A 23,347-nucleotide genomic window follows, 5' to 3' on the forward strand; every position below is an offset into this window, starting at 1 on the left:
CCCAGAATTACTAAATTTATTTTTCTGATTACTTTAATTCTTTTGGTAATTGGGCTGCTATTGCCACAGCAATACCAAGTACAAAAGAGCATTGAAATTCATGCTCCGCAAACAGATATCACCCCGTTACTTAGTGATTTTACCAAGTGGTCTAGCTGGTCACCTTGGCAAAAAGTAGATCCGAGTATTGTTTTCACGCTTGGAGAGCCGAGCTCTGGCGTTGGTGCTCATCAATTTTGGCAAAGTAGCTGGGGATTTGGTGAAATGACGATTACCAATATAAGCAGCACTAAAATCAATTTTAATATTCTCTTTAATGAAGAGCATATTGTTACAGGTGTGGTCTCTTTTTCACCACTAGCTAATGGTAATCAAGTGACATGCTCACTAGATGGCGAAGTTACTACTTCAATTTTAGGTGGTTACTTGGCGCTATTTAGCCAATATATTTTGGCAAATACGGTGAAACTTGGACTTAATAATTTAAAAACTACTGCACAGCTGCAAATAGCCCCACACAGCGAGAAGATCGATGACGATTCAAACAGCCCAAGCAAAAATTAACCTTGCTCATATAATTGAAACTAAGCTAGGTTACTCGATGAGTAAAACCAGTTCGACTCGCCTTACCAGTACCAGTGATGATAGTTATGGCCCACAAGGGCAAAGTAAACTGCCCTATCAAGTCAATAGTGATAACTCAACACTCAATAGAGCCCAACATCGCCAACAATTGCTCCTTATCAAACAACAACACAATATTGAAGCGATTATGGCCATGGCAATGGATTTTTGCCCTGACGTAACTAGTAAAGGGCAACCTGACAGTGATTGGGTCGAACGCTTTATTGCACTATGTGAAGATACTTCAAACGAATCAATGCAAAAGCTGTGGGCAAAAATTTTAGCGGGAGAAACGGTATCACCGGGAACATTTTCAATTAAAAGCTTACAAACACTTAAGCAAATGACCCAGCGCGAAGCGGATGCATTACAAAAATGTACCGCGATTTGTGGCTATAATGAAAAAGATAATAGCCATTTAATTTTATTAGGCTTTTATAAAAAACCTTCGCTATTTGATTTGCTACGCAAAGGCAATAAAGTGTCGTTTAACTTAGGTAAAGCTGGGATCAGCTTTCCTGATGTATTAACTTTGATGGATATCGGCCTAATCTACCGTAAAGAAATTGAATCCGCAGCACTTAAGGCGGGCCAAGAAATGAATCTGACATTTTTAACCCAACGGATTGCACTCAAACCAAAAAATAACGATTTAGTGCTCAGTTACTATAAATTTACGCAAACGGGTGATGAACTTAGAAAATTGATTAACACGCCAGTTAATAAGGCCTATAAGCACTTGTTAAACAGTGCACTTGAGGAAGAGTTTGAAGTAGCGTGGCACGCAATTAAATAACGGTACCACGCCAAAGCACACAAATTAGAAGTGAATTTGTATGCCGGCAAATGGACCTGATGCATCAATATTAGTATATAGATTATCAATATCATCAAGCTCTAGCGTCATTTTACGGTAACCCGCTTTGATATCTAAATCTACCGCTAAGTTATCAAGTAAAGCCCATGCAATACCCGCTTGGTAGTCTTGTACTTTGCTATCATCGATAGCAAGTAAGCTGCCTTCAAAGAAGACGCTTAAACCCGTTAACGGTAAGCCTACTTCAGCACGACCATAAACTAATGGCACAAAGCCTGAGAAATCAACAACTACTGTTTTTTCATCATCCGAATTCTGAACTTTCCCTGTAACTGATATCTCTCCATCAAACTGCTTAGCATTTACACCTAAGTCGATAGACAACAAGTCATTATCGAAAATTTCGTAGTAAAGAATATAGTCCATATGTGAAAAATCACTGATAGCATTTACACTTGAGCCGCTAACAAAGACACTACCACCAAAATAAAATGAGCTGCCATTTGGAATATCTCCCAAACCATTTAACTCAAGCTCGGTATACTTTAACTTAATATTTGGCACTAATGGAATTGGATGCTCAAGCGCTGCGTAGTAGCTAATGAAGGTTTCATCTTCAAAATTAAAGTCTTGCATATTACCGCTATCAGAAAAGCTACCTGAATTATCAGATTGCCAGCCATCAACACCAACATATAAACCTAATAGAGTGTCAGCGTGAGCCGCTGGAGCTAAAAATGCCATCGAAAGGGCAGCGGCTAAACAGTACTTTTTCATGTGTTATCCTTGCGCTAAAAGTTCGCTAAGTTCAATAAGAGCCGCATTGGCTCGTGAAATATAATTTGCCATTACTAATGAGTGATTAGCAACAAAACCAAAACCATTACCATTTAAAATCACCGGACTCCAAACAGTCTCTTGGGTTGCTTCAAGCTCACGTATAATTTGTTGTAAGCTCACACGTGCATTCTTTTTCTCTAATACATCAGCAAAGTCATATTCTACAGCTTGCAAAAAATGTAATAAAGCCCAAGTTGCACCGCGTGATTCATAAAACACATCATCAATTTCCCACCAAGAGGTTTTTATCTGATTTTGTAATGGTGCATAAGTCGCTTGGTGTGCTTCTTTGTCACCAGCTAAATCAGTATTTAACCGATCTTGACCAACGCTGGCACTTAACCGCTGACTTAAACTACCAAGGCGTTTTTCGGCTTCTTTTAACCAGCCTCGTAGGTTGTCTGCCCGCGCGTAAAACTGACTGTCACGGCTGTTTTGGTCAGCTATTTGAGTACGATACACGATTAATAAATCAATGCCTTTTTGGTATTCACTCTCGGCACTTGGCCACGCCCATGCTTCTGAACTAATATTAAATTGGGGCTGGGCTTTTTTTAGAGCTTCATGTTCGGTCGATTGCGACTGAGAACGGCTAAAGTCTTTACGCATTGATAGCGCCAAATCGCGCGTCATTTCTAATGCGCCATATTCCCAAGCAGGCATATTATCCATAAGAATACTCGGAGGTATTACATCATTTGATAAATAGCCACCAGGTTTATTCAATAATGTGCTGGCAACATTAATCAAAGCCGTAGTTGTTGTGTAACCTGTTACTAGTTTTTCGCCACGCTGCTGCGCATCCTGTTTAGCTTGCGTGATCACATTTACGCGGCTTGGCTCAACACTCCAATACACAGATACGGCATAAAATAAAATAAAAACTAATATTAGCCCTGCTATAATTTTCCCTTTATGTTGTGACATTTAATCTCCTAGTGATGTGTATGGTGCTGTTCAGATAGTGATACTTGCTCAACTTGGCTTTCTAATGAAACCACGGTAGCTTGAGTAAATACACGATCTCCATTGCTAAAATATAGCGTGAGTTTGAGTTCTTGCCCTATTTTTAACGGCTCTTTTGGTTCAAAAACCATTAAATGATAACTACCTGGCTTAAAATCTAGCTGTTGATGTGCTTTGATCTCTAACCCATCTACTTTTTGCATTTTCATCATACCATTAACATGCTGATGTTCATGTACTTCAACTCGTCCTAAGCCCTCAAGGCTAGCCTTAGTTAATGTCACTGCTGCATCACCATGATTAACAAGCGTTAAATAACCAACACTGGATTGACTGCCAGGTAAAAAAATCCTTACTTGGGCATTGCTAACTACAATATCACTTGCTGTATCATGTTGATGCTCTGCATGGGCAAATAGCACAGGAGAGTATAGGCCTACAGCTAAAAAAGCCGCTGTGAAGATAGTTAGTAATGGCTTAAGAGTCATTTCGATCCTTGTTATAATAATCACTTTAAGTGCTAAATTTAGCATATTTGCGAAAAAATAGTCAGCTAAATTAGCATTTAAGGTAACCTCTGTGTGGCAAGCTATGCCACCTTTTTATTATCCGCGACTAACCAACACAGAAAAACAATCAGCAGTAGCGGCCATGCGATCATCACAGAACCAAACAACAAAGCCAGCATCACGCCGACTCCTATTATTAGACCTGCGCCAATCAAACCAACACTAACCAGCGCAATAATGGCAATAACGACCACCACAGCGACTAATGCACCAAATAGTTCAATGCCAACCCAACTCAAGTCAGCAATCCACAAAGGGAGCTGCCATGAGTCAAACTGCATTATCTCAAATGGACTAGAAGCGATAAACAATGCTGCTAGTAGACACAGTGCAATAATTTTCATGGCGCTCTCCTAATAAACCTTGTTGTCTAAACAACAATGTGCAATTAAATAACCCGCACCAATAAACAGTGGGAACTGAATAAACAGTACAATAGTTGCTAATCGAGTTGCCCAAATCGGAAAGTCAAACCGACGCGCTAAGCCACTACATACTCCCGATATTTTTTTATTTAATGGATCTTTACACCATTGAGTATTGTTATTAAATGTATTCATTTTTATAACTCCTAAGCCGACTGTTTTACTTTAGCTTTAAGTGCTGCAAGCTCTTTATCCAAGGCTTCGTCTTTTACAAGCGCATCAATTTGCGTTGCCGTGTCTGATTGATTAGCTGCAGCCATTTCGTATGCTTCCACTTGTGATTCAATTGACTCAACTCGGCGCTCAATCACATCAAAACGCGACAGTGCATGTGCCACTTTATCGCTATGTAACTGCTGATTAACTCGTACTCGTGCATTTAAAACACTATGCACCTGAGTTAAGCTCTGCCGCTTTGCTTTGGCAGCACTAAGTTTGTCTTGTAAACGCTGTGCATCGTCAGCTAACTTGGCCAATGAATCGGTTAATTTAACAAGCTCAGGTTCAACAGCTGCCATATCAGCGACTACACGCTGCTTTTCTTTTAATGCGGCTGTGGCTAAATCATCTCGGCCTTTACTAACGGCTATTTCGGCTTTTTCTTGCCATTGTGCTATGGATGTTAACTTATCACTTTGCTGGCGTTTCAATGCTTTTTCTTCACACAAAATCGCTGCAGTAGTAGTACGACACTCATTCAGAGCTTGTTGCATCTCGATAATAAGTAAATTAAGTAGTTTTGCTGGATCCTCTGCCTTATCAAGCACAGCGACCAAGTTTGATTGAATTAGATCATTAACACGATTCATTAGGCCCATGATTTTCTCCTGTTGATTATGGGTGATTACACCAAGGAGATTCCAAGACTTATGCCATGTCGTTAGAAAAACAACTAAAACAATAAATAACAATAGGATAGAAAGATAACATCAATTTAAAAGTGACGTTTAGCTGAATTAAAATACGTTAAATTAACTAAAAAAGTGATATTTTGACTAAATTTTAGGATCAAAAAAAGCCACTAAAAAGTGGCTTCCAAGATTAAAATTTCAGCTATTCAGGCACAAAACTTAATGCTTTATCCATCACTGATAAATCTGCTTGCTTACCATGGCCGTTTTCAGATAAATGACGTCTAAATCCTCGCGCCCCTGGTTGGCCTTGGAAAATACCCAACATATGGCGAGCTATATGCCAAAAGTTAGCGCCTTGGCGCATTTCATCTTCAATATAACCATACATTGAACGCACCACGTCATGACGCGATAATGTACACGCAGTATCACCGTAAATTTTCTCGTCCACTTCACTTAATATAAATGGATTACTATACGCTTCACGACCGATCATAACGCCATCAAGATGCGCTAAATGAGCAACACTATCAGCGATGGTATTAACCCCACCATTTAAGCTTAAATCAAGCTGTGGGTAATCTTTTTTCAGTTGATAAACACGCGGATAATCAAGTGGTGGAACTTCACGGTTTTCTTTCGGACTTAATCCCTTTAGCCATGCTTTACGGGCGTGAATAATAAAGTCATCACAGCCAACCTTATGACTCGCTTCGATCAGCGCACATAAAAACTCATATGAATCCTGCTCATCAATACCAATGCGTGTTTTCACCGTAACAGGAATAGTAACCTCCGCCTTCATTGCTGCAATACAATCAGCAACAAGCTGCGGCTCGCCCATTAAACACGCACCAAAGCGGCCATTTTGCACTCGATCCGAAGGGCAACCAACATTTAGGTTTACTTCATCATAACCACGTTCAGCAGCCAGTTTTGCACACTTTGCCAAAGCTTCAGGATCAGAGCCACCTAATTGCAAAGCAACGGGGTTTTCATGTGTATTAAAGTGTAGATAATCACCACGCCCAAATAAAATTGCACCGGTTGTTACCATTTCGGTGTAAAGCACCGCATGCTTGGTCATTTTACGATGAAAAGTACGGCAATGGCGGTCTGTCCAATCGAGCATGGGTGCCACAGAAAAACGTCTATTCAAAGTAAAATCCTCAGATGATATATAAGTATAAGGGTTATTCCCTCATTGGAAGGCGCTATATTTTACACAAATCAAAGCCGAGCTTCAATCGTAAGCAAGTTGTTGTTTGTCGGTAGCAGAGATTGAGTTGTTTAACGCAGCAACAAAAATGTATGCTGCGCTTTAGATAATATACTTAAAACGATTTTGTTAGATTATCAAATTGCTGGCCTTGCACTGTAATAGTGGTTTTTTCTAAGCTTATATAATCATTTTTTTGCTTGGGGTTAACCAAACGTGCTGCGACTTCAAATTTAGCAACTTTAGCTTCGCTATTTAGCTCAAGTATTTTTAAAGATGAATGAGTATCATGCTTAGCTGACTGCACATAATATTCACCAGCCCAACTGGCATCAAACACTAAATTAGGCGCATTTTTAGCGGAAGATTCAATAAACACTCCCTCTTTAATTTCGTCTCGTAATAAAGTAACGGTGTAATGATCTCCTCCCGTATGACCGAAATATACGGTAACGGCATGATTGTCATTATGACTAAAATCATAGTCAGTAACTTGAATAACCTTCATTTCGCTTGGAGGCGGTTCAACGCAAGCCGTTAATCCTAAAGCGAGAAAACCGCATAAAATAATCTTTTTTAATAACATTTTTCATTCCTTAAATTTTATTACGTTATATTTAATCTAGATAATTCTAAGCAATAATTCAAAATTTTATATGACAATAGTTTTTTAACAGCGCTACACAGCCTTTATATGAATACTTGTAAGCCAAAATAATGGGCTATCCCGTCGAGTATATTTGTCACGGCAACTGATGAAAGGATCAAACCCATGATCCGGCTAACGATACTCGCACCGCTATCACCAATTAATTTGTGAACATGGGTTGCCAACAGTAAAAGCACAAGTACCACAGTAAGAACAGCTAACATCATTGATGAAGTAATTAACTGCTCAACCCACGTGTATTCAGTATTACGAGTCATCAAAACAGCGCCAAGCATCGCGCCTGGACTGGCGATTGATGGGATAGCTAAAGGGAAAATGGCCGTTTCAGTGCTATCACGTACACTTTTAATTTCCATTTCTGGTTTACTTTCACCAAAAATCATCGACAAAGCGAACAGCAATAACACGATACCACCTGCGATTTGAAACGCTGACAAGGGGATATTAATAGCATTTAAAAGCAGCTCCCCAGCGACAACAAAAAACAATAATACCCCAGCAGACACCAGAACAGCTTTCAACGCGACTTTACGTTTGAATTTGTCACTATCTCCGCGTGTTAAGGCTATAAAAACAGGCACAGTACCGATTGGATCGATAACCGCAAAAAAGAAAATAAATACCGCTAATAATTCATTCATTGTTAGCCTTCCTAGAATAAAACTGTCTAATAAAAACGCTGCAACTACAATACAGTATGTTAGTATAACACGGTAGCGTAAGGATAAGAGAAGATGAAAATAGAATCACTCGTTAGTAAAGCCAAACAAGTGTGTGACAATCGCGGTGCGCGATTCACTCCAATTCGTGAAAAAGTATTTCGCCTATTAGCAAGTGCGCAAGGCGGAGTGGGCGCTTATGATTTATTAGAGCAACTAAAACTCACTGAATCAGGAGCAAAACCAGCCACAATTTACCGTGCCTTAGACTTTTTAGCTGAATTAGGTTTTATTCACAAAATTGAAAGTACTAACGCATTTATGTTGTGTCATCATTTTGATCATATCCACCCTGTACAACTGTTGATATGCGACAGTTGTGGTTTTGTCAAAGAGCTGCACTCTAGCGTGATTTCGCATGAACTTAATAGTCTTGCTGCTGAGAGTGGTTTCGTCGTATCGGGGCAAACTATTGAAGCCCATGGTAGATGTGGAAATTGTAAAGAATAATTAAGTGCAGAGCTAAAATAACTCACTACACTTTAACGTATAACCGCAGTTAAACTGCTAAATTCGAGGGATAAACAATAATGAATGTAGAGTTCATCAATCCTTTTTTATCATCTTTATTAAATGTGCTCAGCACAATGGCGCAAACCGAACTAAAACCGGGTAAGCCGAAAATAAAAAAAGATGAAGTTGCCTGTGGCGACGTTTCGGGATTAATTGGCATGGTAGGACCGCAAACTAAAGGTTCATTTTCGATCACTTTTGATGAGAGCCTTGCCTTGACTATTATGGAAAGAATGCTAGGTGAACGCCCTGATTCGATCAATGAAGAAGTAACCGATATGGTTGGTGAAATTACCAATATGGTCACTGGTGGGGCAAAAAATCTACTTGGTGAAAAAGGCTATGACTTTAATATGGCTACACCAATCGTTGTGTCTGGTAAAGGCCATACCATAACTCATAAAAGTGAAGGGGCAAAAATATTAATCCCATTTACCTCTGATGCCGGTAATGCCAATATTGAAGTTAGTTTCGATAAAATATGAGCTGGTTGCAAAAAACCATTCAATTAAAGATCCACCTTCTAAAGAAGGTGGTTTTGAATTAGCCCCCTAAAAGGGAGCGTTGTTTACTCCAGAGTTAACGGAGCTTGCTCTTGTCTCCCCCTTTCTGCTGATGCCTGACATATCTTCGTATTGTTTCTTCGTTTACCATCTACTGAAGTAGGTGGTTTAAGGGCTGAAAATAAAAACCCGCTATAAGCGAGTTTTTAACTAGAAAACAGTATCCATCTTAGCTTTTTTTAGTTGTATATATACCAACACTGAGTGCTTGGAAAACTTTCTAGATTACCATTCATGTTTCTAACTTGAACAATCGTGTTTACACATCTTTTAACTCTTCTTAATTGTCTTTCCCACAAAAAGTCCCACATAGCATCACTGGCATTTAAGTCATAGTCTCTATTCCCCAACCAGCTTGTTTCATTTCCCTCTACGACTCTATAAATAAATTCAGAAAGCTTTACATACCCATTTAAATCTATATCGGCACGTATGTATGCGATAACATTCCCATGCGGATTCAAAAACTTAAAAAATACAGGCTTATTACTAGCTTTTAAAAAAAGGTCAACAGCTGTGGTGATATCAGAAAATGAAATGGAGCGATCTAGCTCCAATAGTCTATTTTTAAGATTATCCTCAATTTTCTTTCTATTCGCATTTCCAACCATTGCTTTAAAAAAAATGCTTATATCTCCAACTAGATGCTGTAAATGTTCTTTGTAATCACTTAAGTTACAATTTTTTTGATCGCAATCTTCAAAACGTAAATTAATATCTAATTTATTTACCTTCACATTTTTCTTAGTACTAAGCGTCAATGCTCCTTGCTTTTTTGTCTCTGTAAATAGTGAAGCATAATATTTTACTTCAAACATTTTGCCTGATATCAATAACTCTTCTTCACCTTCAATTTTACTTTTACCTGTGATTAACACCTTTATTGGACACACCTCATAATAGTGGTCAGGCTGATTAGGTTTATCACAATCATCTAAAGGCGCAGAAAATGCTCCGAATGAAATAAAAACAAAACCCATTAACATTAAATATTTCATAAATAAATTCCCTTTTGAGTTATTCCCATATTTTACAATAGCAAAAAAAGGGAATTACTCAAAAAATATAAAACTTAAAGTGGCTGATAAACGGACTGAATACACTAAATTGATGTGGGAAGCCGTGTGTCTCTTAGAAATCAGCTAAAGCCTTAAACATAACGCTTAGAACGTCTTTTAGATGACGACATGTGTTTATCTGCTAGTGAATTAATAGAGATTGGATGTTTACTTAAAGAGATTGGAGCGGTACACGAGGCTCGAACTCGTGACCTCGACCTTGGCAAGGTCGCGCTCTACCAACTGAGCTAGTACCGCATAATATTTTTCACTTTAAAATTACTCCAATTTCTTTGGTTAGAAATTGGAGCGGCACACGAGGCTCGAACTCGTGACCTCGACCTTGGCAAGGTCGCGCTCTACCAACTGAGCTAGTGCCGCATTTCAAAATAGTCAGTAATTTGTCCGTTGGTGCGCGACAAGTCGCGGTAAAACGTTCTGGCAACTGAGCTAGTGCCTCATTTCAAAATAGTCAGTAATTTGTCCGTTGGTGCGCGACAAGTCGCGGTAAAACGTTCTGGCAACTGAGCTAGTGCCGCATTATAATTTTTAGGTTCTAGGTTCTAAAAAAGTTTATAGCTTTTAATTTGAAACTTGCTGCAATTTCTTTGGTGAGAAATTGGAGCGGCACACGAGGCTCGAACTCGTGACCTCGACCTTGGCAAGGTCGCGCTCTACCAACTGAGCTAGTGCCGCATTTCAAAATTGTCAGTAATTTGTCCGTTGGTGCGCGACAAGTCGCGGTAAACGTTCTGGCAACTGAGCTAGTGCCGCATTCAAAATAGTCAGTAATTTTTCCGTTGGTCCGCGACAGGTCGCGGTGAACGTTCCGGCAACTGAACTAGTGCCGCATTCAAATTGCTCAAGCACACTAACCCCGCGGGGGTTATCGTCTTAAGCGGGGCAGGATTCTACAATAATCCGATGTGTTTGCAAGTGTTTTTTACAAATTAAAGAATTTTTCTTGGTAGACTTTTAATTCCATGATGGAATCTTTGATATCATCAAGAGCAAGGTGTGAACCTTTTTTGTGCACTTGTGCTAAAACTTCTGGTTTCCAGCGTCGTGCTAGTTCTTTGATAGTGCTTACGTCTAAATTACGATAGTGGAAGTAATCTTCCAGTTCACGCATATATTTATTCATAAAGCGTCTATCTTGGCCTATTGAATTACCACACATAGGCGAAGCGCCTGCAGGAACCCACTGCTTTAAAAATGCCAAAGTTTGTTCAACAGCATCTTGCTCTGTGAATGTGCTCGCTTTACAGCGTGCAGTTAACCCTGACTGACCATGTTGCTTAGTACACCATTCATCCATACCATCAAGCAACTCATCACTTTGATGAATTGCAATAGTTGGCCCTTCAGCCAAGATGTTTAACGCACTGTCGGTGACAACCGTGGCTATTTCGAGTATTTTGTCTGTACTTGGTTCAAGACCTGTCATTTCGAGGTCGAGCCAAATCAGATTTGATTTATGAAAAGACATAATTACCTTGCGGTGCTTTCCTTTAGATCTAACGCATTTAGATATATCATATTAGTATCATCAGTCGACCTAAAGCTTTTTTTTCAAAAAGCACGACATTTAACTAAGTTATGGGCCAAAAGTGGCAAAACAGAAGAAATTAAGTAAAGGTCAATCCCGTAGGATTAAGGCCAATCACCAAAAACGCTTGTCTAATGCAGATTCTGCGCCAACCACTAACAAGGTTGAGCAATGGCAAACTGACAATTTAGGTGCGCCTGAAAATGCCGTGGTGATCAGTCGGTTTGGTCAACATGCCGATATTGAAACTGATAACGGAGATGTTTTGCGCTGCAATATTCGCCGTACCGTTAAAGGTATTGTTTGCGGAGACGAAGTGCAATTTCGCCGCGCAAAAGTCAGCGAAGGTGATTTAGCTGGCGTTATAGAAGCGATGCATGAACGGCGCTCGCAACTTACTCGCCCTGATTTTTACGACGGTGTAAAAGTCATAGCCGCCAACATTGACCAGATTTTGATGGTCTCTGCGGTACTACCAGAGTTTACCCCCAGTATTATCGACCGCTATTTAATTGCTTGCGAAGATATGGGCATTGAGCCTATTTTAGTGCTCAATAAAATAGATTTAATTGATGAGCCTGGGCTTGCTAACATCAATAAAATTCTGGATATTTATAGGTCACTTGATTATCAAGTATTACTAGTCAGTAATAAAACCGGTTACGGTATTGATGCACTCAAAGAAACCTTAATTGATAAAAATAGTATTTTTGTTGGTCAAAGTGGTGTGGGTAAATCAACTTTAGTTAACACTGTTTTACCTGATGCTGAAATACTGACCAAAGAGGTCTCTGAAAATAGTGGCCTTGGCCAACACACAACAACCGTGTCACGACTTCATCACTTACCTTCAGGCGGTAACTTAATTGATTCCCCTGGTATTCGTGAATTTGGCTTGTGGCATTTAGATGTAGAGCGCGTTACTTGGTGCTTTAAAGAGTTTCGCAAGTTTATTGGCGGTTGCCGCTTTAGAGACTGTAAGCATTTAAATGATCCGGGCTGTATAATTCGCCAAGCAATCGATGATGGTGATATTTCACAGCTACGTTTTGATAGCTACCATAGAATTTTAGAAACAATGGCCGATGGCCGAGCGGGTGCTCGTGCTCCACGCGTATAATTTTTTAGGAAAAAACTTGTGAGTTTAGACAAATTCAAAATCGCAATGCAGTACGCAATGCCAAAACATTTTGTATCCCGTATGGTAGGCAAGTTAGCTGCAGCTAAAGCAGGCGCACTAACAACTACTTTAATTAAATTGTTTATTAAACAATATAAAATTGATATGAATGAAGCGCAATATAGCGACCCAGCTCACTATAAAACGTTTAATGAGTTTTTTACTCGTCCTTTAAAAGAAGGCGTTCGGCCATTAACCACTGAAGATGACATCATTACTCATCCTGTAGATGGTGCCATCAGTCAACTAGGCCCAATTGTTGAAGGCCAGCTTATTCAAGCCAAAGGACATGGCTATAGCTTACAAGCTTTACTTGGCGGCTCAGAGCAAGATACAGCGCCTTTTTTAGGCGGCGACTTTGCAACGATTTACTTAGCGCCAAAAGATTATCATCGTATTCATATGCCGATTGATGGCACCTTGAGTAAAATGATTTACGTCCCCGGTGATTTATTTTCAGTAAACCCACTTACCGCGCAAAATGTACCTAACCTATTCGCTCGTAACGAACGCGTAGTAGCCATTTTTGAGACTGAAATTGGCCCGCTTGCCATGGTATTAGTGGGTGCAACAATTGTTGCCAGTATCGAAACTATTTGGGCAGGTACAGTTACACCACCAGCAGGTAAAGATGTATTTAGCTGGAACTACAAAACCTCAGGTGAAAATGCAATTACCTTGAAAAAGGGTGAAGAGATGGGTCGCTTTAAATTAGGCTCCACGGTTATTTTAGCCTGGGGTGCTAATAAAGCAGATATCTTTGATGATCAAAAACCAGGCACAGTGACTCGCATGGGCACACCGTTTGCTAAAATTGATGATTGATGATTGATGATTAATACCTAATTAATAATTAAGTTATAACTCATTTTAATTAAAAACGCGGACTGACTAATGCAGTCATGCCGCGTTTTTTATTTAAGCTCTTTCCCCAGCACACTCAGTACATTCGGGCGCTTTAGTTAATTTAAACTGCTGCTGCGCTAAACTTAGCCCATCAAAACGAATAAACTGACTGCCTTGATGATGGCCCAGCAAGATATTAACTGCCAACAGTGCTTGCATCGAGCCAATAACACCTAACAACGGACTAAGCACGCCCGCGTTACTGCAATTAAGCGCTTGCTGTTGCGGTTGTGCTCCAAATATACACCCGTAACAAGGGCTCTGTGGCTGGCGAAAATCGAAACACATCAACTGCCCTTCACTCGCTATTGCCGCCCCCGACACCAGTGGAATACCCAGTGCCAAGCATTGCTGGTTTACTACATAGCGAGTGCTGAAGTTATCGCTGCAATCAAGTACTAAGGTTGCGCCAGTAAAAACTTGTTCAGCATTTTCAGTGGTTAGTTTTGCACTTACTGTGTTGATCTTGATTTGATTATTTAAGCTGCTTAATACTTTGCCCGCAGCGCTGACCTTATCTTGCCCTAAATGATTTACTTTATAGAGCACTTGGCGCTGTAAATTTGAAAGCTCAACCTTATCATCATCTAGCAAGCTTAATTCGCCAATGCCAGCCGCAGCTAAATACAGTAATGCGGGGCTGCCTAACCCCCCCGCTCCAATTACCACAACGTGAGCGGCTTTGAGCTTTAATTGCCCTTCAAAGCCGACTTCTTTAAGCATTAAATGACGACTGTAACGTAACTGCTCTTTGTCAGATAAAGATCCTTTTATTGCCTCACTCATTGCTATTAATAGCCATTTGTAAATCGGCAATCGCCTGTTGATAGTCACTGGCCTCACTAATAGCCCTAACAACAGCTACACTGCCAACACCGGTTGCAGCAACCTCGCCCGCTCGTGCTAAATCAATGCCACCAATAGCTACCGTTGGGTAATCACTCATTAACGGCACAAAATGCTTTAACTTTTCAAGCCCTTGAATTTGCCCTGTCATATCTTTGGTCGTGGTTGGGTAAATAGCGCCAAACGCCATATAACTCGGGCGGTAATTATGAGCGCGCAGCATTTCATAAAAACCATGGGTCGAAATCCCCAAACGCATGCCCGACTCTTTAATGGCCACCAGATTAGCCTCAAGTAAATCTTCTTGACCTAAATGCACACCATAAGCGCCATGTTTGATTGCCAGCTGCCAATGATCGTTGATATACACATTGCCATCGTACTTTTTACCAAGTGTGACCGCCGCAGCAATAGCGTGTTCAAGCTCTTCTTCGCTGGCGTTTTTCATTCTAAGTTGTACAGTTTTAACGCCTTGCGCTAAACACTTTTCTAACCAATCGAGACTATCAACCACTGCATATAAACCAAGCTGTTTGTTTTCACACTCAGTAAAACCTGCCGCCATAGTAAATTCGTTTGGTTGTTCAAAATCCAGCTCATCACCCAGCCAACTACCCGCTTCAATGACTTGTGGGTAATCATCAAGATTATCGGGAAAGCTCGTTTGTGCCACAGGGCCAATTCCTTCACCATAACGAACCGCAGCTTTTAAACCTTGATTTATATAGGCTTTGGCTAAAATAAAGGCATCTTTAAGCGGGTAACCTTTCGCTAAACACGCTGCAATCACTGACGCCATACTACAACCGGTACCATGGCTGTGCGGCGTTTGAATTTTTTCGTTACCAAGCCAATATTCATTACTGCCATAAGAGCTGGCATCACTGCAGTAATCAATGCAATATCCGCTTGGATAATCCCAATGGCCACCTTTGATCAGCACCGCTTTTGCGCCCCAACTTTGTAGCTTTTGCGCAGCCTCGATCACAGCACTGGGACCAATTAAATATATCCCAGTGAGCAACTGCGTTTCATGGGTATTCGGAGTGATCACATCCACCAGCGGCAATAAGCATTCTTTAATTGCGCTAACGGTATCTTCTTCTGTCAGTAAGTCACCACTGCTAGCAATGGCCACCGGATCATATACAACCAAAGGCGCAACCGGCCAAGTGGCTTTATAATGTTTTAGATGCTCACTGATCAATTGAATTTGCTGCACATTGGCAAGCATACCAATTTTAATAACACGGGCTTTCATGTCGCTTTCAAGGGCGAGTAATTGCGACTCAATAACATCGGTTGAAATCGGGTTAAGTGCTTCAACGCCTAGGCTGTTTTGCGCAGTCAATGCGGTGATCGCTGTACAACCATGGACGCCAAAACTTTGCATCGCTTTAATATCCGCCTGAATACCTGCACCACCGCCAGAGTCAGAGCCAGCAATTGTCCAAACAACATGATTCATAGTTACGTATTTCCTAATTTTTTACTTCATTTATTACTGTTGATGCCAAAATGGCATACCCATAGTGGGCGTAGATGGCGCAGCGACGTCTTTTTCTGGCATCGCCTTTGCTCGGTAAGCAAAACGACCCGCATCAACGGCTGCTTTAAATGCATGACTCATGGTAACAGGGCAGCCCGCCCCTGCAATAGCCGAATTCAATAACACCGCATCATAACCTAATTCCAGCGCTTGGCAGGCGTGTGATGGTAAGCCAAGGCCAGCATCAACAATCAATGTGGTATCGGGTAAGCGCTCCCGAATAGTTTTTAAGTTATATTTATTTAACAAGCCCTTACCTGTGCCAATAGGCGCTCCCCACGGCATCAGCACTTCACACCCTGCATCAACTAAACGCTGACATAACACTAAGTCGTCAGTACAATAAGGTAATACTTTAAAGCCTTCGGCTAATAAAATCTGTGTCGCTTCCAGTAATGCAAATGGATCTGGTTGCAGGTTATAGTCATCACCAATCAACTCAAGTTTTATCCAATCGGTAGCAAACACTTCGCGGCACATTTGTGCCAGTGTAATTGCTTCATTGACACTGTGACAGCCTGCAGTATTGGGTAGAATTTTTAAGCCCGTATCTTTGATCAATTGCCAAAAGTCATCTCCTGCGGCGGCACTTTGTTGACGTCGTAATGACACAGTAACAATCTGCGCGCCAGAGGCAACAATCGAATCGGCCATAACCGCAGGTGATGGATAAAGTGCTGAGCCAATTAATAACCGACTAGTGATCTGCTCACCATAAATACTGAAACTATCTGATATTACGCTACTCATATTAGCCACCTTGGATCGGTGACAGTAATTCAATGCTATCGCCTTCGTTAAGTAAGGTAGTATCACATTGACTACGCGGTATAAATTGACCATTAAGCGCCACTGCAAAAGGCTCTTTTGCTGCAAACTGCGTCAAACCTTGGGCTATATTGGCGTTATCTGCTAACTCAAAATGTTGACCATTAATTGTTATTTTCATACTTACTTTCATAATAAGCCTTATTTTATCCGTGCAATGGCATCGGCCACTAAACTCGGTGCGAGTAAATAACCATGACGATATAAGCCATTAATGCTGATCACATTTTGCTGCTGGGAAACCTGCGGGCGATTATCACTAAATGCAGGACGCAGGCCGGTTTGAATATTCAACACTCGCGCCTCAGCAAAACCACTGTGTACTGTGTACGCTGCTGACAACAACTCAAGAGTCGAACGCACAGTGGCAGCCCCCTTATCTTGTGATTCAATTTCTGTCGCGCCAATTACGTATTGATGATTTGGCTTCGGAGCAATATAAATAGGATAACGCGGGTGCATTAACCGCACTGGCCGCGTTAAATTAACCTCAGGGGCGTACAAACGCACTACTTCACCACGCACTCCGCGTAGCTTACACGCTGCGCTTTTAGCGCCAAGGCCACGGCAATCAATAATATAATCAAACGATTGCTGTAGATTTAGCGATGTTACATCAACCTGTTGTGCAAACTTAAAGCTCACATTACGCTGCTTTAGAGTGTTAAAACTGGCTTGATAAAAAGCCTGATTATCAATTTGCCCTTCGCAAGGTAAATACACACCTTGGTTAAAACGCCCTGTAAGCTCTGGCTCTAATTCAGCAATATGTGCCCCTGTTAACTGATGTCCTTGATGTTCAGCTAAAGGCTTTAAACGCAGTATAAAACTTTGTAAGTCACCTTTATCTTGCTGGTGTGCAACCACAAGTGTGCCTTGCTGTTGGAAAAACACCGCTTCATCAAGTTGCGCTAAAATTCTCGGCCAACGCTTTATTGAATCCAGCCCCATCAAGGCCAAGTCTTGCTCGCAGAATACAGATTCAGCCAGTGGTGCAAGCATCGCCGCTGCCACTCTTCCTGCACTATCAAGCGCTTGTTTGTCACCCGCTTCATAAACAGTTACCCGATGCTGTAAACTCAACTCAAGCGCCGTTAAACGCCCCGTTAAACCAAACCCCACCACCGCAATATTGTAAGACATGAGAATCCTTAATTCAGTTTTCTAGCTACAAGAGTAAAGTTAGCGAGCTTTTCACTCGCCAACTCTCTAACTCACTAACTAGTTTTTAAACCGCTTTATGATAAATCTCTGAGCCGCTTTGTTTAAATTCGGCTGATTTAGCTTGCATCTCGGCTTCAACATCGACCATTTTGATCTCAATAGCATCACCTACGTTGTTAGGATCTATGCCTCTGGCTTCTAGATCTTTAGCGTATTCTCGTACTTCTTGGGTGATTTTCATTGAGCAGAATTTTGGCCCACACATAGAGCAAAAATGCGCTACTTTGCCAGATTCTTGTGGCAGTGTTTCGTCATGGTATTCACGAGCACGAACAGGGTCTAAACCAATATTAAATTGGTCATGCCAGCGGAACTCAAAACGCGCTTTTGATAACGCATTATCACGCTCTTGCGCTCCGGGATGACCTTTGGCTAAATCGGCGGCATGAGCGGCAATTTTATAGGTGATCAGCCCTTCTTTTACGTCTTCTTTATTTGGTAAACCTAAATGCTCTTTTGGTGTGACATAACACAGCATTGCACAGCCATACCATGCAATTTGCGCCGCCCCAATACCAGAGGTGATATGGTCATAGCCTGGGGCGATGTCAGTTGTCAGCGGGCCAAGGGTGTAAAAAGGTGCTTCGTCGCAATGCTTAAGCTGCTCTTCCATATTGGCTTTGATCATATGCATTGGCACATGCCCTGGGCCTTCAATAAACACTTGTACATCGTGTTTCCACGCGATTTTTGTCAGCTCACCTAACGTACGCAGTTCACTAAATTGCGCGTCATCGTTGGCATCTGCAATTGAACCAGGACGCAGGCCATCTCCTAATGAGAAACATACATCGTACTGTTTCAAAATCTCACAAATATCTTCAAAATGAGTATAAAGGAAGTTTTCTTTATGATGCGCTAAACACCATTTCGCCATAATTGAACCGCCGCGCGACACAATCCCAGTGACACGTTTTGCCGTCATTGGAACGTAGCGTAATAACACCCCAGCGTGAATAGTAAAGTAATCCACCCCCTGCTCGGCTTGTTCAATTAGAGTATCGCGGAAAATTTCCCACGTTAGATCTTCGGCAACCCCATTTACTTTTTCAAGCGCTTGATAAATAGGCACTGTACCAATTGGCACTGGTGAGTTACGTACTACCCATTCACGAGTTTCATGAATATAACGACCCGTTGATAAATCCATAACTGTGTCAGCGCCCCAGCGGGTTGACCAGACCATTTTTTCAACTTCTTCTTCAATAGATGAGCTAACTGATGAGTTGCCAATATTAGCGTTCACTTTCACTAAAAAATTGCGCCCTACAATCATCGGCTCGGTTTCTGGGTGATTAATGTTGTTAGGTAAAATCGCACGACCACGGGCAATTTCATCACGCACAAATTCAGGAGTGATAAACTCAGGGATACTCGCACCAAACGACTCGCCTTGGTGCTGCTGTGCTAATAACTCTTTTTGAAGTTGCGCACGGCCCATGTTTTCACGAATTGCGACATATTCCATTTCCGGTGTGATAATACCTTGGCGAGCATAATGCATTTGCGTGACATTTTTACCGGCTTTAGCGCGGCGAATTTTTGGGAGATGCTCAAAACGAATATGATCAAGGCCTTCATCTGCCATGCGTTGCTGAGAAAACTGCGAGCTGACTGAGCCTAAAATTTCAGTATCGCCACGGCTTTCAATCCACTGTTCGCGGTACTTATCCAGCCCTTTACGAACATCTAGAGTAAAATCAGGATCTGTGTATGGGCCTGACGTATCATAAACACGCAGTGGTGCATTTGATTCGTACACTGGGTTTTCATCGGTGCCACCGATAAAGGTATCACTCAAAGTAATTTCACGCATACCAACACGCACATTATCTTGCGTACCTTGTACATAAACTTTGTGTGAGCTTGGAAATGGTTGCCCAGTAAGGTTATAAATATAATCTGATGCAGCCGCACGAGTTTCGCGGCGAGACGGTTTATTTGATGTGTTTGACATGACTTACCTCATTGCTAAAAGGGTTGTCTTGTCAGATACTGCTGTGCGATAAAAAGCAACGCAATAGAGAGTAGCAAATGCTACATGGATCGTAGATTGGTGTTACAAAAAAGCACTACCAACCTTGGCAGCCACAGTGCTTATGCCCAAAACTGGCGCACAAGCACCCGTTTTAGGCAGCTTGTTCCCTACGCAGGTGTTAGCCTGATCAGGTTCACGGATCCCGCTTTCGCGATCTCAGCCTTTAAGTTAAAAACTCAAGGCACTCCGACAAGTAAAATTCTATATATTGTTCGCTAACGAGTGTACGTTAGATATTGCGAGCCTGCAAGAGATCAACTTGCGGGAATAAACGCAAATGTTTGCTCGCCATTTAAAACCAATTGTTGATCTTGAATTTGCAGTGGCACACCTTGCTTTAACGCATTTAAAAACTGCTGTTCAAACTCGTCCAATTTATCTCCGCATGATTTACGGGTCATACCTAATTTATTCACCGTTAAATGATTATCATCAAGTTGACCTTCACCAAAAAATTTATTACAACCAGCAAAGCCATTGACTTGCAGGGCTTCAATAAAACTTAATGATGCTGAATATGATGCAGGGATTGCTAAACCATCAACCCGTGATAGTTGCCACTTAGTGTATTTTAATTGCTCACTGGTGACTGTCCCTGTCGATGAGCAGCCAATACATAAACCGATTATAAGCATCGGGATTGCTGCTAATTTCATGTAATTACTAACCTAAAACTCAATTGCAACATGATAACAATAAATAACAGTTTATACCGTTAATAATGCATGTTTTTAATGTAAAAAAATGTTCTAAGATAGTAAAAAAGGTGGCACCGGAAAATTACTCAGACTTAAATAGTAGATCAACTTGCTCGGGCAAAAATGGCCGACCTAGATCATTCACCGCGGTGCCAATCACCAGTGCCTTTAACATCACTTTTTCATCATGCTTTCGTACCACGGTTTGTCGAAAGCCAAACTTTAAGCGACTAATACGCTCAGGCTCTACAGCAACATAAAACTCATCGCCGGGCATTAGTGATTGCTTGTAATCCATCTCGCTACGCATTACGACTAAATTAATTTTATCGCGAGTAAGCTGAGCAAAATCAACCCCATTCGCATGCAAAAACTCATGGCGCGCATGCTCTAGGTAATTAAAATACACACTATTATTTACAATGCCTTGTAAATCGCATTCGTAGTCGCGTACTTTAAAGTCAACTTTAAAGGTCATATTTGTATTCCTTATTATGTATACTGTGCGCGTTTATAGCACATAAATATAACTGGTATCACGACTTTAATGAGAATAGTTGCTATCATGCAAGTCCTTAAAATGGAGTTAAGTAATAGAATGAAACTACGCCTGTCTTTAATTACTGCCGCGCTTTTACCTTTGATAAGCGCCCCAGCTTTTGCTGAAGATACTGATCTTGAAAAAATACTCGTCACCGGAGACTTTCAAAAAGAAAGCATTCAAACCCTTAGTGCCAGTGCCAGTTTATTTAGCGAACGCGAAATTAATGACCGAGGCGCTAGTTTTCTAGACGAAATGCTTGCCAGTGCTGCCAACGTAAATTTTACCGCTGGTGCTTCTCGTGGCCGTTACATCCAAATTCGTGGGGTTGGTTTACGCTCACAATTTGTTGACCCTATTAACCCTTCTGTTGGCTTAGTGATTGATGGCATTAATTATTCAGGGTTAGGTGGTAGTTCATTACTGTTTGATGTTAACCAAGTTGAGATTTATCGCGGTCCGCAAGGTACTCGCTTTGGTGCTGATGGTATGGCTGGTATGATCCAAATGGAATCAGCCGATCCAACTTTTGATCCAAGCGTCAAAGTGCAGCTAGGCGCAGGTAACTACAACAGTTATGAAGCCGGTGTTGCCGCAGGTATTGGTATTACAGACAGCACCGCAGTGCGCGCTAGTATTTATCAACGTGAGTCTGATGGTTATGTTGATAACCTATATTTAAACGAGTCAACACAACAGCAAGATGAACTGGTTAGTCGTTTTAAACTACACAGCCAACTTACAGATCATCTTCGCACTGAATTAAGTGTTCATTATATTGATATCAATAACGGCTACGATGCATTTACGCTTGATAATAGCCGTAATAGTGTAGCCGATCACCCAGGCCAAGATAACCAAGAAAGTATCGCGGTAGGTCTTGCCAACATCTACACTGGCTTTGATTGGTTTGATGTCAGTTTAAACTTATCAGGTATTGATAGTGATTTAGTTTATAGCTTTGATGAAGACTGGGTATGTAACGATATTAATAAGCCGCAGTTATGTGGTGCAGGACTGCACCCCGATGGTTATAGCTCAACCGATAGCTACTTTCGAGATCGTCAAGACCAGGCTGCTGAACTGCAATTTAATGGCAAAGGTGGTAACTGGGTTACGGGACTTTATTACCAAGCCCGTAATGTTGATTTAGAACGCCAATACACTTGGCTTGCAGCTCCATTCGCTTCAACTTATGAAACTAGTAATACCGCAATTTACGGCCAACTAGCAACGCCGATTGGTAATAAAACCACCTTAATAACAGGCTTACGCGTTGAGCAATACCAAGGTGATTACACCGATAATAATGGTTTTATTGAAAGTACTGATGATGTGATGGTCGGTGGTAAACTTGCCCTTGAGTATCAAGTCATTGACCGTACCATGATTTATACCAGCCTAACTCGTGGTTACAAAGCAGGAGGGATTAACTCAGAAGCACTCGCCAAAGCGAAAGATGACGGTTTAAATCTTGATGCTGATTTCTTTAAAAACCACACTAGTTTCGCACCAGAGTACCTATGGAGTGGTGAATTTGGCGTTAAAGGTAGCTCTTTAGATGAGAAATTTATTCTGCGCTTAGCGGCCTTTTATATGTATCGCGAAGATATGCAGTTAAAAGCCTGGAAAGTGGAAGACCAAAAGTTTACTGGTTATATTGATAACGCCAGCTCTGGAGAGAATTACGGCCTTGAAATTGAAGGCAGTTACCAATTAACTGATGACTTATTTTTCACCGGTAGCGCTGGTTATTTACATACTAAAATCAATGACTTTGTCGCTCAATCTGGTCTAGATCAAGATGGTCGCGAGCAATCACAAGCGCCTAAATACCAGTATGCATTCACGGCTCGCTATAACTTTACTGATGAGTTATTTGCTACAATAGGCATTGAAGGTAAAGATAATTATTACTTCTCAGATAGCCACAACTCGCAGGCACCGAACATTAATTTAGTTAATTTAACTGCTGGTTACGAGGCTGAGCAATGGTCAATTCGCGCTTGGGCACGTAACGTGTTTGATGAAGAAGTACCTACACGTGGTTTTGAATTTGGTAACGACCCACGCGAAGGGTATGCAACTCACACATACACTCAGCTTGGCGAACCAATGGTTGCCGGCGTCACATTTATCTACGAGTTATAA

The 23,347-nt window shown here is 41.2% G+C and carries 26 protein-coding genes, 3 tRNA genes and 1 riboswitch; of the genes, 7 read left to right on the top strand and 22 right to left on the bottom strand.

Annotated elements, in window-relative coordinates; all coding sequences use genetic code 11:
- Positions 1–60 precede the first annotated feature (60 nt).
- Together H5232_RS09865 and H5232_RS09870 are read left to right on the top strand one after the other, a co-directional pair.
- Positions 61–564 carry an SRPBCC family protein gene (locus H5232_RS09865; RefSeq protein WP_246175639.1) on the top strand — a complete coding sequence of 168 codons (504 nt, stop codon included), beginning with the start codon at positions 61–63 and terminating at the stop codon, positions 562–564.
- Entirely contained in the window at positions 533–1,420 is an 888-nt protein-coding gene (locus H5232_RS09870; protein ID WP_182718347.1) for a TIGR03899 family protein, read from the top strand. The genes H5232_RS09865 and H5232_RS09870 overlap by 32 nt, the downstream gene beginning before the upstream one ends.
- A 24-nt stretch (positions 1,421–1,444) precedes the next feature.
- Here the strand turns inward: H5232_RS09870 and H5232_RS09875 are convergent, their stop codons facing one another.
- From H5232_RS09875 to H5232_RS09915, 9 genes are all read right to left on the bottom strand, one after another.
- The gene (locus tag H5232_RS09875) at positions 1,445–2,218 is read right to left on the bottom strand and encodes a TIGR04219 family outer membrane beta-barrel protein (RefSeq protein ID WP_182830830.1); all 774 of its coding nucleotides are present in this window, start codon (positions 2,216–2,218) and stop codon (positions 1,445–1,447) included.
- Positions 2,219–2,221: 3 nt separating this feature from the next.
- On the bottom strand, positions 2,222–3,208 hold the full coding sequence (locus tag H5232_RS09880) for a DUF2333 family protein (RefSeq protein ID WP_145234671.1): 987 nt from the start codon (positions 3,206–3,208) through the stop codon (positions 2,222–2,224).
- A gap of 8 nt (positions 3,209–3,216) precedes the next feature.
- On the bottom strand, positions 3,217–3,735 hold the full coding sequence (locus tag H5232_RS09885) for a copper chaperone PCu(A)C (RefSeq protein WP_182718348.1): 519 nt from the start codon (positions 3,733–3,735) through the stop codon (positions 3,217–3,219).
- Positions 3,736–3,836: 101 nt separating this feature from the next.
- Complete coding sequence (locus H5232_RS09890) at positions 3,837–4,160, bottom strand: hypothetical protein (protein WP_145234667.1); 324 nt, start codon at positions 4,158–4,160, stop codon at positions 3,837–3,839.
- 9 nt (positions 4,161–4,169) lie between these two features.
- Complete coding sequence (locus tag H5232_RS09895) at positions 4,170–4,376, bottom strand: PspC domain-containing protein (protein ID WP_149983241.1); 207 nt, start codon at positions 4,374–4,376, stop codon at positions 4,170–4,172.
- 11 nt (positions 4,377–4,387) lie between these two features.
- Positions 4,388–5,059, bottom strand: coding sequence for a PspA/IM30 family protein (locus H5232_RS09900; protein WP_182718349.1), 672 nt, complete (start codon positions 5,057–5,059; stop codon positions 4,388–4,390).
- 235 nt (positions 5,060–5,294) lie between these two features.
- Positions 5,295–6,254 carry a tRNA dihydrouridine(20/20a) synthase DusA gene (gene dusA, locus H5232_RS09905; RefSeq protein WP_220491376.1) on the bottom strand — a complete coding sequence of 320 codons (960 nt, stop codon included), beginning with the start codon at positions 6,252–6,254 and terminating at the stop codon, positions 5,295–5,297.
- A 175-nt stretch (positions 6,255–6,429) separates the two neighbouring features.
- On the bottom strand, positions 6,430–6,900 hold the full coding sequence (locus H5232_RS09910) for an outer membrane lipoprotein-sorting protein (RefSeq protein ID WP_149983244.1): 471 nt from the start codon (positions 6,898–6,900) through the stop codon (positions 6,430–6,432).
- 104 nt (positions 6,901–7,004) lie between these two features.
- Positions 7,005–7,625, bottom strand: coding sequence for a MarC family protein (locus H5232_RS09915; protein WP_149983245.1), 621 nt, complete (start codon positions 7,623–7,625; stop codon positions 7,005–7,007).
- Between the two features lie 93 nt (positions 7,626–7,718).
- Between H5232_RS09915 and H5232_RS09920 the strand changes: the two genes are divergently transcribed.
- Together H5232_RS09920 and H5232_RS09925 are read left to right on the top strand one after the other, a co-directional pair.
- Positions 7,719–8,153, top strand: a complete 435-nt coding sequence (locus H5232_RS09920; protein WP_145234655.1) for a transcriptional repressor — start codon at positions 7,719–7,721, stop codon at positions 8,151–8,153.
- 80 nt (positions 8,154–8,233) lie between these two features.
- On the top strand, positions 8,234–8,701 hold the full coding sequence (locus tag H5232_RS09925) for a chemotaxis protein CheX (protein ID WP_145234652.1): 468 nt from the start codon (positions 8,234–8,236) through the stop codon (positions 8,699–8,701).
- A 257-nt stretch (positions 8,702–8,958) separates the two neighbouring features.
- Here H5232_RS09925 and H5232_RS09930 read toward each other — a convergent pair whose 3' ends face one another.
- The 5 genes from H5232_RS09930 to orn all read right to left on the bottom strand — a co-directional run bounded on the left by H5232_RS09930 (position 8,959) and on the right by orn (position 11,326).
- Positions 8,959–9,777 (bottom strand): hypothetical protein, encoded by an 819-nt coding sequence (locus H5232_RS09930; RefSeq protein WP_169021497.1) that lies wholly within the window; start codon positions 9,775–9,777, stop codon positions 8,959–8,961.
- 242 nt (positions 9,778–10,019) lie between these two features.
- Positions 10,020–10,095, bottom strand: a tRNA-Gly gene (locus tag H5232_RS09935).
- Between the two features lie 47 nt (positions 10,096–10,142).
- A tRNA-Gly gene (locus H5232_RS09940) sits at positions 10,143–10,218 on the bottom strand.
- 239 nt (positions 10,219–10,457) lie between these two features.
- Positions 10,458–10,533 (bottom strand) — tRNA-Gly (locus H5232_RS09945).
- A 247-nt stretch (positions 10,534–10,780) separates the two neighbouring features.
- Positions 10,781–11,326, bottom strand: a complete 546-nt coding sequence (gene orn / locus H5232_RS09950; protein WP_145234646.1) for an oligoribonuclease — start codon at positions 11,324–11,326, stop codon at positions 10,781–10,783.
- A gap of 121 nt (positions 11,327–11,447) precedes the next feature.
- On the opposite strand from orn, the gene rsgA reads away from it, so the two are divergent.
- On the top strand, positions 11,448–12,506 hold the full coding sequence (gene rsgA, locus H5232_RS09955; protein ID WP_145234644.1) for a small ribosomal subunit biogenesis GTPase RsgA: 1,059 nt from the start codon (positions 11,448–11,450) through the stop codon (positions 12,504–12,506).
- Between the two features lie 18 nt (positions 12,507–12,524).
- On the top strand, positions 12,525–13,391 hold the full coding sequence (asd, locus tag H5232_RS09960) for an archaetidylserine decarboxylase (protein ID WP_182718350.1): 867 nt from the start codon (positions 12,525–12,527) through the stop codon (positions 13,389–13,391).
- A 93-nt stretch (positions 13,392–13,484) separates the two neighbouring features.
- Here asd and H5232_RS09965 read toward each other — a convergent pair whose 3' ends face one another.
- The 8 genes from H5232_RS09965 to H5232_RS10000 all read right to left on the bottom strand — a co-directional run bounded on the left by H5232_RS09965 (position 13,485) and on the right by H5232_RS10000 (position 21,133).
- Positions 13,485–14,258, bottom strand: coding sequence for a HesA/MoeB/ThiF family protein (locus H5232_RS09965; RefSeq protein ID WP_182732512.1), 774 nt, complete (start codon positions 14,256–14,258; stop codon positions 13,485–13,487).
- A complete protein-coding gene (gene thiE / locus H5232_RS09970; protein WP_182762270.1) occupies positions 14,251–15,786 on the bottom strand; it encodes a thiamine phosphate synthase in 1,536 nt (511 codons plus the stop codon). Before thiE ends, H5232_RS09965 begins: the two co-directional genes overlap by 8 nt.
- Before the next feature lie 33 nt (positions 15,787–15,819).
- Positions 15,820–16,617, bottom strand: a complete 798-nt coding sequence (locus H5232_RS09975; protein WP_145234637.1) for a thiazole synthase — start codon at positions 16,615–16,617, stop codon at positions 15,820–15,822.
- Between the two features lies 1 nt (position 16,618).
- Positions 16,619–16,816 carry a sulfur carrier protein ThiS gene (thiS, locus tag H5232_RS09980; protein WP_145234634.1) on the bottom strand — a complete coding sequence of 66 codons (198 nt, stop codon included), beginning with the start codon at positions 16,814–16,816 and terminating at the stop codon, positions 16,619–16,621.
- Between the two features lie 20 nt (positions 16,817–16,836).
- A complete protein-coding gene (locus H5232_RS09985; RefSeq protein WP_182718353.1) occupies positions 16,837–17,838 on the bottom strand; it encodes an FAD-dependent oxidoreductase in 1,002 nt (333 codons plus the stop codon).
- 85 nt (positions 17,839–17,923) lie between these two features.
- On the bottom strand, positions 17,924–19,876 hold the full coding sequence (thiC, locus tag H5232_RS09990; protein ID WP_220493106.1) for a phosphomethylpyrimidine synthase ThiC: 1,953 nt from the start codon (positions 19,874–19,876) through the stop codon (positions 17,924–17,926).
- 168 nt (positions 19,877–20,044) lie between these two features.
- Positions 20,045–20,156, bottom strand: a riboswitch (TPP riboswitch).
- A 55-nt stretch (positions 20,157–20,211) separates the two neighbouring features.
- Complete coding sequence (locus H5232_RS09995; protein WP_281290953.1) at positions 20,212–20,613, bottom strand: META domain-containing protein; 402 nt, start codon at positions 20,611–20,613, stop codon at positions 20,212–20,214.
- A 124-nt stretch (positions 20,614–20,737) separates the two neighbouring features.
- Positions 20,738–21,133 carry a thioesterase family protein gene (locus tag H5232_RS10000; protein ID WP_182718354.1) on the bottom strand — a complete coding sequence of 132 codons (396 nt, stop codon included), beginning with the start codon at positions 21,131–21,133 and terminating at the stop codon, positions 20,738–20,740.
- Between the two features lie 120 nt (positions 21,134–21,253).
- Between H5232_RS10000 and H5232_RS10005 the strand changes: the two genes are divergently transcribed.
- The gene (locus tag H5232_RS10005; protein WP_182762268.1) at positions 21,254–23,347 is read left to right on the top strand and encodes a TonB-dependent receptor; all 2,094 of its coding nucleotides are present in this window, start codon (positions 21,254–21,256) and stop codon (positions 23,345–23,347) included.

This window comes from Pseudoalteromonas sp. SG41-5 (genome assembly GCF_014164495.1).
Taxonomy (GTDB): Bacteria; Pseudomonadota; Gammaproteobacteria; order Enterobacterales; family Alteromonadaceae; genus Pseudoalteromonas; species Pseudoalteromonas rhizosphaerae.

Coding starts and splice junctions, on each gene's coding strand:
- H5232_RS09930 (WP_169021497.1), bottom strand. CDS start 9,777: ATGAAATATTTAATGTTAATGGGTTTTGTTTTTATTTCATTCGGAGCA.
- H5232_RS09910 (WP_149983244.1), bottom strand. CDS start 6,900: ATGTTATTAAAAAAGATTATTTTATGCGGTTTTCTCGCTTTAGGATTA.
- H5232_RS09985 (WP_182718353.1), bottom strand. CDS start 17,838: ATGTCTTACAATATTGCGGTGGTGGGGTTTGGTTTAACGGGGCGTTTA.
- H5232_RS09975 (WP_145234637.1), bottom strand. CDS start 16,617: ATGAGTAGCGTAATATCAGATAGTTTCAGTATTTATGGTGAGCAGATC.
- H5232_RS09925 (WP_145234652.1), top strand. CDS start 8,234: ATGAATGTAGAGTTCATCAATCCTTTTTTATCATCTTTATTAAATGTG.
- H5232_RS10000 (WP_182718354.1), bottom strand. CDS start 21,133: ATGACCTTTAAAGTTGACTTTAAAGTACGCGACTACGAATGCGATTTA.
- H5232_RS09885 (WP_182718348.1), bottom strand. CDS start 3,735: ATGACTCTTAAGCCATTACTAACTATCTTCACAGCGGCTTTTTTAGCT.
- H5232_RS09995 (WP_281290953.1), bottom strand. CDS start 20,613: ATGAAATTAGCAGCAATCCCGATGCTTATAATCGGTTTATGTATTGGC.
- H5232_RS09900 (WP_182718349.1), bottom strand. CDS start 5,059: ATGGGCCTAATGAATCGTGTTAATGATCTAATTCAATCAAACTTGGTC.
- H5232_RS09920 (WP_145234655.1), top strand. CDS start 7,719: ATGAAAATAGAATCACTCGTTAGTAAAGCCAAACAAGTGTGTGACAAT.
- H5232_RS09875 (WP_182830830.1), bottom strand. CDS start 2,218: ATGAAAAAGTACTGTTTAGCCGCTGCCCTTTCGATGGCATTTTTAGCT.
- H5232_RS09880 (WP_145234671.1), bottom strand. CDS start 3,208: ATGTCACAACATAAAGGGAAAATTATAGCAGGGCTAATATTAGTTTTT.
- H5232_RS09870 (WP_182718347.1), top strand. CDS start 533: ATGACGATTCAAACAGCCCAAGCAAAAATTAACCTTGCTCATATAATT.
- H5232_RS09895 (WP_149983241.1), bottom strand. CDS start 4,376: ATGAATACATTTAATAACAATACTCAATGGTGTAAAGATCCATTAAAT.
- H5232_RS10005 (WP_182762268.1), top strand. CDS start 21,254: ATGAAACTACGCCTGTCTTTAATTACTGCCGCGCTTTTACCTTTGATA.
- thiC (WP_220493106.1), bottom strand. CDS start 19,876: ATGTCAAACACATCAAATAAACCGTCTCGCCGCGAAACTCGTGCGGCT.
- thiS (WP_145234634.1), bottom strand. CDS start 16,816: ATGAAAATAACAATTAATGGTCAACATTTTGAGTTAGCAGATAACGCC.
- H5232_RS09915 (WP_149983245.1), bottom strand. CDS start 7,625: ATGAATGAATTATTAGCGGTATTTATTTTCTTTTTTGCGGTTATCGAT.
- orn (WP_145234646.1), bottom strand. CDS start 11,326: ATGTCTTTTCATAAATCAAATCTGATTTGGCTCGACCTCGAAATGACA.
- H5232_RS09890 (WP_145234667.1), bottom strand. CDS start 4,160: ATGAAAATTATTGCACTGTGTCTACTAGCAGCATTGTTTATCGCTTCT.
- H5232_RS09965 (WP_182732512.1), bottom strand. CDS start 14,258: ATGAGTGAGGCAATAAAAGGATCTTTATCTGACAAAGAGCAGTTACGT.
- thiE (WP_182762270.1), bottom strand. CDS start 15,786: ATGAATCATGTTGTTTGGACAATTGCTGGCTCTGACTCTGGCGGTGGT.